General features: G+C 65.4%; 12 protein-coding genes. 9 read left to right on the top strand and 3 right to left on the bottom strand.

Annotated features, from left to right (window positions below; translation table 11 throughout):
- The first annotated feature begins 16 nt into the window (after positions 1–16).
- The 6 genes from E8M83_RS07650 (at position 17) to E8M83_RS07625 (ending at position 5,455) form a co-directional block, all read left to right on the top strand.
- On the top strand, positions 17–436 hold the full coding sequence (locus tag E8M83_RS07650) for a MerR family DNA-binding transcriptional regulator (RefSeq protein WP_137172752.1): 420 nt from the start codon (positions 17–19) through the stop codon (positions 434–436).
- A gap of 135 nt (positions 437–571) precedes the next feature.
- A complete protein-coding gene (locus tag E8M83_RS07645) occupies positions 572–1,756 on the top strand; it encodes an isovaleryl-CoA dehydrogenase (protein ID WP_137172751.1) in 1,185 nt (394 codons plus the stop codon).
- A gap of 22 nt (positions 1,757–1,778) precedes the next feature.
- Entirely contained in the window at positions 1,779–2,978 is a 1,200-nt protein-coding gene (locus tag E8M83_RS07640; RefSeq protein ID WP_137172750.1) for an acetyl-CoA C-acyltransferase, read from the top strand.
- Positions 2,979–3,064: 86 nt separating this feature from the next.
- Positions 3,065–3,733, top strand: coding sequence for an SDR family oxidoreductase (locus E8M83_RS07635; protein ID WP_137172749.1), 669 nt, complete (start codon positions 3,065–3,067; stop codon positions 3,731–3,733).
- A 34-nt stretch (positions 3,734–3,767) separates the two neighbouring features.
- Positions 3,768–4,907, top strand: coding sequence for an acyl-CoA dehydrogenase family protein (locus tag E8M83_RS07630; RefSeq protein ID WP_137172748.1), 1,140 nt, complete (start codon positions 3,768–3,770; stop codon positions 4,905–4,907).
- Positions 4,904–5,455 (top strand): GNAT family N-acetyltransferase, encoded by a 552-nt coding sequence (locus E8M83_RS07625; RefSeq protein ID WP_137172747.1) that lies wholly within the window; start codon positions 4,904–4,906, stop codon positions 5,453–5,455. The genes E8M83_RS07630 and E8M83_RS07625 overlap by 4 nt, the downstream gene beginning before the upstream one ends.
- Here the strand turns inward: E8M83_RS07625 and E8M83_RS07620 are convergent.
- The 3 genes from E8M83_RS07620 to E8M83_RS07610 all read right to left on the bottom strand — a co-directional run bounded on the left by E8M83_RS07620 (position 5,448) and on the right by E8M83_RS07610 (position 11,396).
- On the bottom strand, positions 5,448–6,494 hold the full coding sequence (locus E8M83_RS07620; RefSeq protein ID WP_137172746.1) for an LD-carboxypeptidase: 1,047 nt from the start codon (positions 6,492–6,494) through the stop codon (positions 5,448–5,450). The two genes, E8M83_RS07625 and E8M83_RS07620, sit on opposite strands and share 8 nt — an antisense overlap.
- 83 nt (positions 6,495–6,577) lie before the next feature.
- Positions 6,578–9,427 (bottom strand): TonB-dependent receptor domain-containing protein, encoded by a 2,850-nt coding sequence (locus tag E8M83_RS07615; RefSeq protein ID WP_137172745.1) that lies wholly within the window; start codon positions 9,425–9,427, stop codon positions 6,578–6,580.
- Between the two features lie 217 nt (positions 9,428–9,644).
- On the bottom strand, positions 9,645–11,396 hold the full coding sequence (locus tag E8M83_RS07610; protein ID WP_137172744.1) for an ABC transporter substrate-binding protein: 1,752 nt from the start codon (positions 11,394–11,396) through the stop codon (positions 9,645–9,647).
- A gap of 164 nt (positions 11,397–11,560) precedes the next feature.
- Between E8M83_RS07610 and E8M83_RS07605 the strand changes: the two genes are divergently transcribed.
- From E8M83_RS07605 to E8M83_RS07595, 3 genes are all read left to right on the top strand, one after another.
- Positions 11,561–12,799, top strand: a complete 1,239-nt coding sequence (locus E8M83_RS07605; protein ID WP_137172743.1) for a nucleoside recognition domain-containing protein — start codon at positions 11,561–11,563, stop codon at positions 12,797–12,799.
- Between the two features lie 9 nt (positions 12,800–12,808).
- Positions 12,809–14,287, top strand: coding sequence for a D-alanyl-D-alanine carboxypeptidase/D-alanyl-D-alanine-endopeptidase (dacB, locus tag E8M83_RS07600; RefSeq protein ID WP_137172742.1), 1,479 nt, complete (start codon positions 12,809–12,811; stop codon positions 14,285–14,287).
- A gap of 179 nt (positions 14,288–14,466) precedes the next feature.
- A complete protein-coding gene (locus E8M83_RS07595) occupies positions 14,467–15,615 on the top strand; it encodes a GGDEF domain-containing protein (protein ID WP_137172741.1) in 1,149 nt (382 codons plus the stop codon).
- Positions 15,616–15,621 lie beyond the last annotated feature (6 nt).

Below are 15,621 nucleotides of genomic sequence, written 5' to 3'. Positions count from 1 at the left end.
AACCGCCCTGAAACTCATGCCTACTACCTATACCATCGCCGAACTGGCACGCGAATTCGACATCACCGCCAGGGCGATCCGTTTTTATGAAGACCAGGGCCTGCTCAGCCCCATGCGCGAAGGCGTGGGCGGACGCAACCGCGTGTATACCCCGCGCGACCGCACCCGCCTGAAACTGACCCTGCGCGGCAAGCGCCTCGGCCTGACCTTGTCCGAAATTAAAAGCATCGTCGACATGTACGAGTCGCCGAAGGACACCGTGGCCCAGATCAACCGCTTCCTGGGCGTGCTGGGCCAGCAGCGGCTGACGCTGGAACAGCAGCGCGCCGATATCGAGATGGCACTGGAAGAGATCGCGGCCCACGAAGACGAATGCCGCCGCCTGCTCAGCGAAGACGCGGACCGCGGCGAGAAGGCGGCCGCGGCCGCGGCCTGAAGCCTGAAGGCGGGAACCGAGGTTCCCGCCTTTTTTTCGGCAGATGGTTGACGTTTACGTTAACGTAACAGGCGAGTATGATATTCCTTCATTGGCTGTCCCATCTGCCCAACCACCGTTCACCGTGAGGACGACATGCTGCACCTTCCTGGCTTGACCTTTGACCATGGCGAAGACATCGCCGCGCTGCGCGAAGCAGTCCAACAATTCGCGGCAAGCGAAATCGCGCCGCGCGCGGCGGAGATCGACCGCAGCGACCAGTTCCCGATGGACTTGTGGAAGAAGATGGGCGAGCTGGGCCTCTTGGGCATCACCGTGAGCGAGGAATATGGCGGCGCCAATATGGGTTACCTGGCCCACATCGTCGCCATGGAAGAGATCTCGCGCGCCTCGGCCTCGGTCGGCCTGTCGTATGGCGCCCACTCGAACCTGTGCGTCAACCAGATCAAGCGTAACGGCAACGAAGAGCAAAAACGTCGTTATCTGCCTCGGCTGATCTCGGGCGAGCACGTGGGTGCGCTGGCGATGTCCGAGCCGAATGCCGGCTCCGATGTGGTCAGCATGAAGCTGCGCGCCGACCTCAAGGGCGATCGCTACGTGCTGAACGGCAGCAAGATGTGGATCACCAACGGTCCCGACGCCGATACCCTGGTGGTGTACGCCAAGACCGACCTCGACGCCGGCCCGCGCGGCATGACCGCCTTCCTGATCGAAAAAGGTTTCAAAGGGTTCTCGGTCGCCCAGAAACTGGACAAGCTGGGAATGCGCGGCTCGCACACCGGCGAACTGGTGTTCCAGGATTGCGAAGTGCCCGTCGAGAACGTGCTGGGCGGTATCGGCAAGGGCGTCAATGTGCTGATGTCGGGCCTGGATTTCGAGCGCACCGTGCTGTCCGGCGGCCCGCTGGGCATCATGTCGGCCTGCATGGACGCGGTGGTGCCGTATATCCACGACCGCAAGCAGTTCGGCCAGGCGATCGGTGAGTTCCAGCTGATGCAGGGCAAGATCGCCGACATGTATTCGACCATGATGGCTTGCCGCGCCTATGTGTATGCCGTGGGCCAGGCCTGCGACCGCGCCACCGGGCCCGAGCAGGTGCGCGCCCTGCGCAAGGACGCCGCCGGCGCCATCCTGTACAGCGCCGAGAAAGCCACCTGGATGGCGGGCGAGGCGATCCAGACCCTGGGCGGCAACGGCTACATCAATGAATACCCGGTCGGCCGCCTGTGGCGCGACGCCAAGCTGTACGAGATTGGCGCCGGCACCAGCGAAATCCGCCGCATGCTGATCGGCCGCGAGCTGTTCGGCGAAACCATGTAACGTATATCAGGAGAACAACACCATGAACGATCCAGTCGTTATCGTCGGCGCCGCGCGCACCCCGATGGGCGCCTTCCAGGGCGATTTTTCTTCCAAGACCGCGAGCGACCTTGGCGCGGTGGCGATCAAGGCCGCCGTCGAGCGCGCCGGCGTCGCTCCCGAGTCGGTCGAGCACGTCTACTTCGGCAACTGCCTGATGGCGGGCCAGGGCCAGGCCCCGGCGCGCCAGGCGCTGATCAAGGCCGGCCTGCCGATGTCGACCGGCGCCGTCACGCTGTCCAAGATGTGCGGCTCGGCGATGCAGAGCGCCATCTTCGCCCACGACCAGCTGGTGGCCGGCAGCGCCGACATCGTGGTCGCCGGCGGCATGGAATCGATGACGGGCGCGCCCTACCTGATCCCGAAGGCACGCGGCGGCTACCGCATCGGCCACGCGCCGATGTTCGACCACATGATGCTCGACGGCCTCGAAGACGCCTATTCGCGCAACGAAAAAACCGGCGAAGGCCGCTCGATGGGCACCTTCGCCGAAGAGTGCGTGGCCACTTACCAGTTCACCCGCGAAGAGCAGGATGCGTTCGCGATCGCCTCGGTCAAGCGCGCGCAGGCCGCCAGCACCGACGGCGGCTTCGACTGGGAAATCGCGCCGGTTACCGTCACCAGCCGCGCGGGCGAGACCGTGATCGACAAGGACGAAGGTCCGCTCAAGGCCAAGGTCGACAAGATCCCGTCGCTCAAGCCGGCCTTTAAAAAGGATGGCACCGTGACCGCCGCCTCGTCGTCGTCGATCAACGACGGCGCCGCCGCGCTGGTCATGATGCGCGAATCGAAGGCAAAAGAGCTGGGTCTCACCCCGATCGCGCGCGTGCTGGGCCACGCTACCCACGCGCAAGAGCCGAACCTGTTTACCACTGCACCGATCGGCGCGATGCAGAAGCTGTTCAAGAAAACCGGCTGGACCGCCGGCGACGTCGACCTGTTCGAGATCAACGAAGCCTTCGCCGCGGTGCCGATGGCCGCCATGCGCGACCTCGACATCCCGCACAGCAAGGTCAACGTCCATGGCGGCGCCTGCGCGCTGGGCCATCCGATCGGCGCCTCGGGCGCGCGCATCGTCGTCACCCTGCTCGGCGCGCTCAAGCGCAGCGGCGGCAAGCGCGGCGTGGCCGCGCTGTGCATCGGCGGCGGCGAAGCCACCGCCATGGCGGTCGAGCTGGTGTAATCCCTTCTACCAGCGCGCGGCAATGATGAACAAACCATGCGAACATTGAAGACGTCTTTTCAAACATCGTTCACAAGGAGTTCATCATGCCTACCGTATTGATCGTCGGCGCCTCGCGCGGCATCGGGCAAGAAATGGTCCGCCAATACCGCGCGGATGGCTGGCGCGTCATCGCCACCGCGCGCAAGCAGGAAGACTGCAACGCGCTGGTTCACATGGGCGCGGTGGCGCACCAGCTGGACGTCACGAGCGCCGAATCGATCGCCGCACTGGGCTGGCGCCTGGACGATGAAAAGATCGACAGCGCCTGGCTGGTGGCGGGCGTCTACGGCCCGGACCACGGCAGCTTCCCGACCGGTCCCGAATTCGACGCCGTCATGCACACCAACGTGCTGGCCGCGATGCGCCTGATCCCCATCGTCGGCCCGCTGCTGGCCGACACCCGCGGCAAGCTGGCCGTGCTGTCCTCGCGCATGGGCTCGATCGGCGAGCGGTCCGACACCCAGGGTACCCTGTACCGCGCGAGCAAGGCTGCGCTCAACTCCGTGCTCAAGGACGCCTCCATCACCTATGGCGCGCAGGGCGTGACCTGCATCGCCTTCCATCCGGGCTGGGTCCAGACCGATATGGGCGGTTCCGGCGCGGCCCTCACGCCGGAACACAGCGTGCGCGACCTGCGCGCCACGCTCGAGAAGGCGAACGCCAGCGCCAACGGCAGCTTCCTGAACCACGACGGCGCGCCGATCGCCTGGTGAGCCGTCATCCACATACAAGAACACACGAGACACCATGATCCTGAGCGAAGAACACCAGATGATCCGCGACGCCCTGCGCAGCTTTGCGCAGGAGCGCCTCGCCCCCAACGCCGCGCGCTGGGACCGCGAGCACCACTTCCCGAAGGAAGAGCTCAAGGAGCTGGCGACCCTGGGCGCCTTCGGCGTGGCGGTGCCAGAGCAATATGGCGGCGCGGGCCTCGACTATGTGTCGCTGGCGCTGGTGCTCGAGGAGATCGCGGCCGGCGACGGCGGCACCTCGACCATCATCTCGGTCAACAATTGCCCGGTATGCAGCATCGCCATGATGTACGCGAACGAGGAACAGAAACAGCGCTGGCTGCGTCCTCTCGCGCAAGGCGAGCTGCTGGGCGCCTTCGCCCTGACCGAGCCGCATACCGGCAGCGATGCGGCGGCGCTGCGCACCACGGCAGTACGTGAAAAAGGCGGTGACGGCGACTATTACGTCATCAACGGCACCAAGCAGTTCATCACCAGCGGCAAGCATGGCGACGTGGCGATCGTCATGGCCGTCACCGACAAGGCCGCCGGAAAGAAGGGCATCAGCGCGTTCTGGGTGCCGGTCGACACTCCTGGCTACATCGTGGCCGGCATCGAGCACAAGATGGGCCAGCATTCGTCGGACACGGCGCAGATCGTGTTCGACAACTGCCGCGTGCCGGCGGCGAACTTGATCGGCGAGGAAGGCATGGGCTACAAGATCGCCCTGTCCGGCCTCGAGGGCGGGCGTATCGGCATCGCCTCGCAATCGGTCGGCATGGCGCGCGCCGCGTATGAGGCGGCGCTGGCCTATGCGAAGGAACGGGAGAGCTTCGGCAAGCCGATCTTCGAGCACCAGGCGGTGCAGTTCCGCCTGGCCGAGATGGCGATGAAGATCGAGGCCGCGCGCCAGCTGATCCTGCATGCGGCGGCGATGAAGGATGCGGGCCTGCCCTGCCTGAAAGAGGCGGCGATGGCCAAGCTGTTCGCGTCCGAGATGGCCGAGAACGTCGTCTCGAGCGCGATGCAGGTGTTCGGCGGCTACGGCTATGTGGCCGACTTCCCGGTCGAGCGCATCTACCGCGACGTGCGTGTGTGCCAGATCTATGAAGGCACGAGCGACATCCAGAAGATCCTGATCGCACGCGCGCTGTGAGCTTGCCCATCCTCCAGATCGTACCGCTGGCGCCCGAGCGGCTGGCGCAGCTTTTCCAGTATCTCGACGACCAGCTCCAGGAGAACGGGCGTGACGGCATGCCCTTGTTCCAGCCGCTGTCGCGCCTTGCGTCACGCGTGCCGCCCGAAAAGGCGGCGGCCTTCGCCGCCAGCTTCTCGGTGCCGTTCGGCCAGCCGGGCTGGCGTCATATGTGGATCGCACTCGATACGCTGGGCGCGATCGCCGGCCACGTCGACCTGCGCGCGCGGTCCGATCCGGCCTCGCGCCATCGGGCACTGCTTGGCATGGGTGTACACCGCGACTATCGGCGCTTTGGACTGGGCCGCCAACTGGTCGAGACGGCGCTGGCCTGGGCCGGCGCGACGCCGCCGCTCGAATGGGTCGACCTGGATGTGCTGACGGTGAACCTCGCCGCGCGCCGGCTGTACGAGCGCGCCGGCTTCGTCGTCACCGGCGAAGTGCCCGACCTGTATCGTATCGACGGCGAATCGCACGGCTCGGTCATGATGAGCCGGCGGGTCAGGTAACCGCGGACTCCAGCAAGGTGATCGTCTGGGCGCGGGTATCGATCCGCGCCTGGATTCCCATCGGCAGGGTGAACTGGTTGCGGATGTGACCGATCGAATAGCCCGACACCGCCGGGATGGTCAGCGGATGCAGGTGCAGGCCCAGCGTGCGCTCCAGCGTGAGCGAGATGTCCTCGTGCTCCGGCCCGCAGTTTTCGCAGATGCCGACCACCAGCGCCGCCGCGTTCCTGAAGCCGCCCGCCAGGTCGAGCTGGGTCATCCAGCGGTCGATACGGTACGGCGCCTCGTTGACCTCTTCCAGGAACAGGATGCTGTCCCTGATGTCGGCCGCATACGGCGTGCCGGCCAGCGCCGCCACCAGCGACAGGTTGCCGCCCATCAGCGGGCCGGTCGCTACACCGTGGGTGAAGGTGTGGACGCCGAAATGCGGTTCGCTGGGCGCACGCTCGGCATTCTCCGATGACATCGGGATCGTGTAGCTGGCCTGCGGCTCGGTCAGCACCGCCATCATGTGCTGCGTCGAATACGGCGTCATGGTCGACGAGGCCACCGGCCCGTGGAAGGTCACCAGGCCGGTTTGCTTGTAGATCGCAAGGTGCAGCGCCGTGATGTCGGAGTATCCGATCAGGACCTTCGGATTGCGGCGAATGAGGTCGTAGTCCAGCCCGGCGAGCAGCGAGATGCAGCCCGAGCCGCCGCGGATCGGCCAGATCGCCTTGACCTTGGGGTCGGCGAACATCGCGTGCAGGTCGGCCAGGCGCTGCTCGCTCGACCCCGCATAGTTGCCGAACACCTCGCGCAGATACGCGCCCTGCTTGACGCGAAAGCCCAGCGCCTCGATATTGCGCACCGCCTTCTCGATGGAGCGGTCGCTCGTGTAGCCGCCGGGCGCGATCAGGCCGACGGTATCCCCCTGGCGCAAGCGAGGAGGTTTGATCAGTTTCTTCATAGGACGTGGGGAATGCGGACGTGCTGCGGCAAACGTGGGCAAGGACAAGGCGGCGGCGATGGCGCCAAAACTGCGGCGGCTGATCTTCATGCGTGCGGTGGCGCTCCAAAAGAAAAACGGCCCGCACCGGGAGGTCGAAACCTGCCGCGGCGCGGGCCCTCAGTGTAGAGCAATCAGAAGAACTTGTAGTTGGCCATCAGGGTGAACGAGCGGCCACGCGGATCGGCAACCCGCGGTTCCCAGCTGCTGCCGGCGCCGGTATTGCTGTCGTAGGTGATCGCGAACGGCGGATCTTCGTCGAGCAGGTTCTTGACACCCGCGGTCAGGGTCAGGTTCTGGAAGCCCGTATAGTTCACCGACAGGTTGAAGATCGAGTAGTCGTCGACCTTGCGCTGGTAGTTCGACGGCGTCACACGGCCGCTGGCCACGCCCGGCAGCACCTGGTCGTCGTAGCCCGAACGATAGATGTTCTGCAGCATGCCGCTCCAGTTGCCGTACTTGTAGGTCGCATAGGCGCTGTGCTTCCACTTCAGGCCCAGGTCGCCGGTGAACAGGAAGCGGCCCACTTCGCTCTCGCCGAATTCGGCGTTGCGGGTGGCGCGCGATTTCTTCTCGAGCAGGCGCGAACCGTCGATGCCCAGGCTCCAGACCGAACCGGTGCTGAACTTGCCGTTCAGGCGGGCGCCGACTTCGACGCCGCGCGTGATGCGCTCGCCGGCATTGAGCCAGCGCTGGTCGATCACCACCAGGTTGCCGGCCTGGTCGCGGATGAACTGCTCCTGGAACAGGTTGTAGTTCTCCACCATGGTCGCCACGTTGAACGAATCGATCGTGTTTTCCTTGCGAATCTCCCACAGGTCGGCGTTGGCCGAGAAGTAGCTGGTCGGCTCGAACACCACGCCCAGGCTGGCCTGCTTGGCCGTTTCAGGTCCCAGCGTATCCTTGCCGCCGGTGACAGTGACCGGGTTGACAGCCTGGCAGCCGGCGATCGTGCTGTCGACGCGGCCGCTCGGGCAGGTGGCCGGATCGGCCAGGTCCTTGCCGGCGTACGGCGACTCGGTCAGGCCATTGAACAGCTGGTTGAACGACGGCGCGCGGAAGCCCTCATTGTACGAACCGCGGAACATCAGTTGCGGGATCGGCTGGTAACGGAACGAGACCTTCGGATTGGTGGTCGCGCCAAAGCCCGTGTAGTCATCGCGACGGATGGCGAAGGTCAGTTCCAGCGCCTGGGTCACCGGCACCAGCACCTCGGCGTAGATCGCCTTGATGTCGCGCTTGACCTGGTCCAGCGCATTGACGTCGTCGAACGGCGCGTTCAGGATCGCCGGACGTTCATTGGCGGCGCGGCGGTCGCCGTTGAACTTGTATTCCTCGCGGCGCAGGTCGGTGCCGAGTGCGGCCAGCACGGGGCCGGCCGGCAGGTTGAACAGTTCGCCCGAGATCGCGGCGTCGAACTGGGTCATGGTCACCTTGCCGCCATACATCACCACACCGGCGGCCGACGTGGCGCGGATCGCATCGATCGCTTCCTGGCTCTGGGTCTGGCCCGGCAGCAGGAAGGGATTCACGATGCCCGAACCGAGCACGTCGGCCAGCGCCCTGGTGTAGTTGTAGCCGGTGCCCAGCGTCGAATCCGATTCGCTGAAGGCGCGCGACAGGCCCACACGATAGTCGTAGCGCTTGCCGAACAGGTTCAACGGACCGTCGGCCCCGACCAGCACGCGGCCGGCCTTGGTCTCGGTCTCGATCTCGCGGTTGCCGCACTCCATGCAGCGCCAGCGGTAGGCGATCGGCAGGCCGTAGTTGGCCGAAATGCCCGGGAACACCTTGACCAGCGCGTTATACACATCGTTGTAGGCGGCGCCGGTGCTTGGATAGAAGGAGCTGGGGCCGAAGGTCGAGGCCGACGGCGAAATCTGGTTCGGCGAGAAGCGCTTGGCCACTTCGACGCGCGAGCCCACGCCTTCGGCAAAGAATTCATGCTCGCCCAGGCGGAAGGTCGCGCGTGCCAGCGCATTGGAATTCTTGACCGGCTGCTGCAGCACCGCGGCGCGGCCGGTATCCCAGGCGCAGCCATAGGCCGAGCCGGGCGAATCCCACAGCTTCTCGTCGTAGGCGCCCATGCCGTCGATGCTGTCGCAGCCGGGGCCGCCCGGCAGGTCGAGCAGGCTGATGCCGTTGAAGGCCACGTTTCCGCCCGGCAGGGTCGGGCCGGTGCCGGTTGGCGACAGCAGGGACGGACCCAGCGTCGTCGCGAAAATATTGCCGCTTGGGGTGCCGCGCGTATCGACCGACACGCCGCGGTTCGGCTGGAAGGTGTTCACGAAATCGCGCTGGTCGCCGCGCAGCGCCTTGTTCTCGCTGTGGGCGGCCGTCACCAGCACGTTCCAGCCCTGGGTATCGAGGTCGCCCCAGCCGCCGGTAAGGGTCGCGCGGCCGATCTCGCCGCCGCCCGCTTCGGTCACGTCGGTGAAGGCCTGGGCTTCCAGGCCCTTGTAGTTCTTGCGCAGGATAAAGTTGATCACGCCGCCGATCGCGTCGGTGCCGTAGACGGCCGAGGCGCCGTCCTTGAGCACTTCGACGCGCTCGACCGCCGCCATCGGGATCGAGTTCAGGTCCACCGCGGAACCTTTCATGCCGTGGGTCGCGACGCGGCGGCCGTTGAGCAGGACCAGGGTCGAATCGGAACCCTGGCCGCGCAGGTTGGCGCTCGAGGCGCCGTTGTTGCCGCGCTGGGCGCCGGACGTCACGTCGGCGTTCGACGCCAGGTTGTCGGAGCCGTTGCCGTTCACGTTCAGGGTGGCGATCAGCTGCTCGGCCGTCACGATGCCCTGGTCTTCGAGCTGTTTGCGCGAAATGATTTCAACCGGCAGCGCACCTTCCTTGGCGATGCGCTTGATGCTCGAGCCGGTGATTTCCACCCGCTGCATCGGCGCCTCGCTTTGTGCCTGGGCTTGCGCCACGATCGGGGCGGCCACGCCCATGAGGGCCATCAACTGTGCCAGTTTTTTCAATTTCACCGTGTTTCTCCTAACGTTTCCCTTGGCGGTCTTGGGCCAGATTGGTGCACTGCAAGGTGCACGCCTGGCCTGCTCTCTTCGTAATGGCTAGTTCGCTCTTAGCATTACGTTATGTTCTGATTTCAGAGTACGCCCACAAATTTCGCAGGTGCCAATGAATTATCCAGAGGGCAGTATAACCAGCGGGAATATTTTATTTAGGAAAAACTAACGAAATCTAACGCTTGCCTCTGGCACCACGTGCTCTTTGCGCAACATCGACATCGAGGTAACGCCAGGTCGTGAATTCGACCGGATGTCGTTTGTAGTTTTTCAGCCACGGATGACGCAGGTCGCCAGACAGCACATGGGTCAATGGGACCCATGGGTTATAGGCGTGGATCAGCTGGTTCATCTCGAAATACAGCTTATTGCGCTGTGCACCATCGCTGAGCATGCGCGCCCTTTCGTAGCGCACGTTGTACTCGGGCAGGTTGAAGCGGGCATAGTTGGCACGGCCCGCGTTGGGGCCGTACAGCAGCTGGTAGAAATTGTCGCCGTCGGGGAAGTCGGCGATCCAGTTACTCTCGAACATCTGGACCGTGCCCAGGCGCGAGGCCTTGATGATCTCGGTCTTCTTGTCCGACTTGAACACCACGCGCAGGCCGATCGCGTTCAGGCATTTTCGCCACAGCTCGTCGCGCAGGCGGCCGCCGACGGTGGCTTCGCTATGCATGGTCAGGGTCAGCGGCTTGCCGCCGGGCGCGCGCCGAAATCCGTCGGGATCGCGTCCGCCGTAGCCATGGCGGTCCAGCAGCGCATTGGCCAGGGCCGGGTCGTAGGGCACGGGGCTGCGGTAATTGGGGTCGTAGCCGAGCACATTGGGCGGCAGCGGCGATTCGGCCTTGATCGCGAAACCCTTCTTGAGCAGTGCGATGTCCTCGGCGCTGTTGTACGACAGCGAGATCGCGCGCCGCAGCGCCACCGCGCCCTTGCCGTAGCCGCCGACCACCGGGTCGTTCATGTTCATCCACATATAGTAGGTCTGCAGCACGGGGAAGCGCGACAACACGATGCCGCGCGCCGCCAGCCCGGGCTTCAGGGCGCCGTCGTGCACCACCATCTCGGTCATCGATTCGGGAATCTGCTCGAGGTAATCGTATTCGCCGTTCAGGAAGCCCAGCATGCGGCCCTGGAATTCCTCGGCGATCTTGACGTCGATCCGGGCCACCCGCGGCAGGCGTTTTCCGTCCAGGGCGGCGGCGATGGCCCGGTCTTCGGGGTTGTCGCCCGGCGTGGCGGTGAACACCGCCGTCGAATACGGGTTGGCCAGCAGGACGATGCGGTCGCTGCGCTTCCATTCGCCAATCATGAACGGTCCCGTGCCCACCGGATGGTTGCCGGCCTGGCCCGGATAGGCCTCGATCACTTCGCGCGCCACCACGCCGGTGGCCGGGGTCGCGAGATAGAACAGGAAGTTGTTGTCGGGCGCGGCCAGGCGGATGCGCAGCGTATAGCGGTCGACGGCCTCGGCCCGCTTGCCTTCGACCATATACGACCAGGGCGACCTGAGCGACGGGTCGCGCAGACGCTCGAGGCTGTACACATAATCGGCGGCGGTCACTTCGCGTTTCACGCCCTTGAAGGCCGGGTCGGGCGTGAAATGGATGCCCGGGCGGATGCGGAAGGTATAGGTCAGGCCGTCGGCGCTGACTTCGGGCATCGCGGTCGCCGTGTTCGGGCGCAGCCTGGCCGGGCGCGCCAGGTAGTCGTAGCGCAGCAGCGGATCGAACAGGTTTTCCAGCAGCGACAGGGTGGCGTTGTCGGACGCCACCGCAGGGTCGAGCCCGGTTTCGCTGGTGGACAGGAACATGCGCAGCACTTTCTGCTTCGGCTGCAGTACCGGCTGCGGCTGCGCCTGTTCCTGGGCCGCCTGCGCACCGAGGCAGGACAGGGTGAATACGAGGGCGGCGGCGTAGCGGAATGTCATGACGGCAGGTCCTGTTGGGCGTTGCGTATCATAGGCCGTGCAGCCATCCGCAAGCAACGCTCATAACTTTTAAACATGGTGCGGCTGCATTCTTTCATCCACCTTGCTTGCCCTTAGCCATTTACCGCTGCACAATCGTGCGATACCCAGCAGCGACCTACTACATGGCACTCAATTACATCTGGACAGGCTTCTTCCTTGTCGGCTTCCTCGCAGCGCTGTTCCAGTGGCTGTTCCTCGGCGATACCGAGATTTTCAAGCGCATCATCGACGGCACTTTCGACTCGGCCAAGATGGCCGTGATGGACATCGCCCTGCCGCTGGCCGGCGTGATGACCTTCTGGCTCGGGATCATGAATGTCGGCGAAAAGGCCGGCGCCATCAATCTGTTCGCGCGCGTGATCGCGCCCTTCTTCTCGCGCATCTTCCCCGGCGTGCCGAAGGATCACCCGGCCAACGGCCATATGGTGATGAACTTCTCGGCCAATATGCTGGGCCTGGACAACGCAGCCACCCCGTTCGGCCTGAAGGCGATGGAGAGCCTGCAGTCGATCAATCCGAAGAAGGACGAGGCCAGCGACGCCCAGCTGATGTTCCTGGTGATCCAGACCTCGGGCCTGACCATCATCCCGCTGGCCGTCATGGCCCAGCGCGCGGTGCTGGGCGCCGCCAATCCGGCCGATATCTTCATCCCGACCCTGATCGCGACCTATACCGCCACCATCTTCAGCATCATCGCGGTGGGCATCCGCCAGCGCATCAATATGCTCGACCCGGTGGTGTTCGCCTGGATCGGCGGCACCGCCGCGCTGATCGCCTCGATGGTGTTCAGCTTCACGTATTTCCTGGACAAGGAGCAGATCCAGCTGGTGTCGACCGTGGTCGCCAACATGGTGCTGTTCTCGGTGATCGCCGCCTTCATGACCGGGGCCCTGGTCAAGAAGGTCAACGTGTTCGACGCCTTCATCGAAGGGGCCAAGGGCGGCGTGGAGACCGCGATCAAGATCATCCCCTACCTGGTCGGCATGATCGTCGCCATCAGCGTGGTGCGCAATTCGGGCATCCTCGGCTTGATCGTGAGTGGCTTCGCCTGGGTATTCGGCGCCCTCGGCCTGCAGACCGATTTCGTCGGCGCGCTGCCGACCGCGCTCATGAAGTCGCTCTCGGGCAGCGGCGCGCGCGCCATGATGATCGATGCGATCAACACCTATGGCGTCGATTCCTTCGTCGGCCGCCTGGCGAGCGTGCTGCAAGGCGCATCGGACACCACCTTCTACATCATCGCCCTGTATTTCGGGTCGGTCGGCATCCGCAAGACCCGCTATGCGGTCAGCTATGGCCTGCTGGCCGACCTGATCGGCATCGTCGCGGCCATCTTCGTCGCCTATCTCTTCTTCGGTTAAAGGAACAGCATGCTCCGACGTCCAGCACTCGCCCTCGCCCTCTTTTCGAGCATCGCGTTCGCCCACGCCCAGCTGCCGCAAGCGGTGGCCCAGGCGTTGCAGCAGAACGGCATCGCGCAGGACGAGATCGGGGTGCTGGTGCTGCGCGGCGACGCCACCGTGCTGGAACACCGGGCCGGCCTGCCGATGCAGCCGGCATCGACCATGAAGCTGGTGACGACCCTGGTCGGCCTGGAGCGCCTGGGGCCCGCCTTCCGCGGCCGCACCGAACTGCGCACCGCGGGCCAGGTCGAGGACGGCGTACTGCGCGGAAGCCTGTACCTGAAGGGCGGCGCCGATGCCGACCTCTCGGGCGAACATATCGCCGACATGCTGCGCGCGCTGCGCTACGACGGGATCCGGCGCATCGAGGGCGACCTGGTGCTCGACCGTGGCTTGTTCCAGCCGGCGCGGATCGATGTCGGCCTGCCGCCCTTCGACGAATCGCCGGAAGCGTATTACAACGTGATTCCCGACGCCCTGCTGGTCAACAAGAACATGCTGCAGCTCGACATGCGCTCGACCGCGTCAACCCTGCAGCTGCGCATGCATCCGGAACTGGAACGGGTCTCGGTGACGTCCGAGATGATGCTGGTCGATGCCGAATGCCCGCAATGGGAAAACGGCTGGAAGCTGCCCGAGACGCGGCGCGAGCCCGATGGCCGCATCAAGGTGGTCTTGCGCGGCACCTTCCCAAAGAACTGCAACCGCAGCTATGGCGTCAATGTGCTGGATCGCGACGATTATGTCGGCCGCCTCGTGCGCCAGGCCTGGAGCGACGGCGGCGGCGTGCTGAGCGGCCGCACCATCACCGGCGCCACGCCGCCCGATGCGCGCCTGCTCGCGGCCCATGTGTCGCGCCAGTTGCCCGAGCTGGTCCGCGACATCAACAAACCGTCCGACAATGCGCTGGCGCGCACCCTGTTCCTGAGCCTGGGCAGCCTGCAGGCCGATCCGGTCGCGGGCAGCCTGGCGCTGCCGCTGGCCGAAGAATCGACCTTCGCACGCGCCGACGCCGCCGTGCGCGGCTGGCTGCGCGAGCGGCAGGTCGACGACACCGGCTTCGTGATCGACAATGGCTCGGGCCTGTCGCGCATCGAACGCATCAGCGCCCGGCAGATGGCGCGGCTGCTGCAGGCCGGCCTGCACAGCCCGTGGGCGCCGGAATTCCAGGCCAGCATCCCGATCGGCGCGGTCGACGGCACCATGCGCCGCCGCCTGCAGGACAGCCCCGCCGCCGGCCGCGCGCGCCTCAAGACCGGCAGCCTGCGCAATGTGACGGCGCTGGCCGGCTATGTGCCGGACGCGAACGGCGTGTCTTGCGTATTCGTGGCGATGATCAATAGCGAGCAAAGCGGCAATGGCCGCGGGCGCGCGGTGCTCGATACGCTGGTGGATTGGGTGGCGCGCTCCGGCGCGCCGGCGGCAACGGCGCCGCTCGCGCCCTGACCCGGGAATGTACAGGCGAATATTGCTATCGAGACAAGGTAACTGTCGAATTACTATAATTCGTTAGTTTTCGATAGCAAAAGCTGACACAATAGCGGCCAGGCGCGTGTCCCACGCTCCCGGTTTCCGCCTCCCCAGGACGCGATGCCGACCGTCGAGATTGGCCGTCCTGATCATTCATGAAATTCCACCCACTGACCGGAGAATTCGCGCGCACCGCGGACGAGACCGAATTCCTGACCAGCCAGTTGCCGCGCACACGCTCGCTGCTCGGCTTCACGCTGCTGTTCTGCGTCATCTTCTTCCAGCTGTTCTTCCTGACCGATATCGCGGCACTTGGGCTGGACGCCGCGCTGCGTGATACCCTCCCCGCGCGCCTGGGCGTCGCGCTCATCGGCGGCACCGGGGCCTGGCTGGCCTATCGCCGTCCGCTGACGGTAGCAGGCACGCGGCTGGCCGCCTCGAGCGCCGAATTCCTGTCACTGCTGTGCTTCATGGTGGTCGCGCTGGCGCGCCCGAACGAGGTGCACTGGCATGCGCTGTCGATGGTGGTGATCCAGGTCGTGATCTACCTGTATATCCCGAACCGGCTGGCCTATGCCACCGCCATCGCGACCGGCGGCGTGATCGTGTTCCTGGCGCTGGTGCACTTCATGCTGCCGCCGCGCCCGATGGCCGACCTGCTCACGATGGGCATGCTGCTGGCGATGATCAATACCTTCGGCATCCTGGCGGCGCGCCGCTTCAACCGGGTGGCGCGCGAGGAATTCCGCCTCCAGACGCAACTGAAGCGGCTGGCCGAGCGCGACCAGCTCACCGGCTGCTACAACCGCCATTACCTGAACGACCACCTGCTCGGCGCCGAGCTGGCGCGGGCGCGGCGCTTCGGCCATCCGGTGTCGGTCGTGCTGTGCGATATCGACCATTTCAAGCACATCAACGACACCTTCGGCCACCACCAGGGCGATACCGTGATCCAGGGCTTCGCCGCCCTGCTGCTGGGGATGACGCGCCAGGGCGTCGATGCGGTGGTGCGCTACGGCGGCGAGGAATTTTTGCTGATCCTGCCCGAAACCGGCCTGGCGGGCGGCGTGGCGCTGGCCGCGCGCATGCGCGCCGCCTTCGCCGCCAGCAATACGACCGTCGACGGCGAACCGGTGCCGACCAGCGCCAGCTTCGGCGTGGCGGCCTTCGATTTCTCCCGTCCCGGGCTGGGCATCACCCTGCCCGACCTGATCCTGGCCGCCGACCGGCAGCTGTACGTGGCCAAGCGCCACGGCCGCAACCGGGTCGAATCGATCGAGCTGGCGGGCGCACCGGACCGATGACCGGTC

It is taken from the genome of Massilia sp. HP4 (assembly GCF_005222695.1).
Lineage (GTDB): Bacteria > Pseudomonadota > Gammaproteobacteria > Burkholderiales > Burkholderiaceae_D > Telluria.
This window is presented reverse-complemented; position numbering and strand designations above follow the sequence as displayed.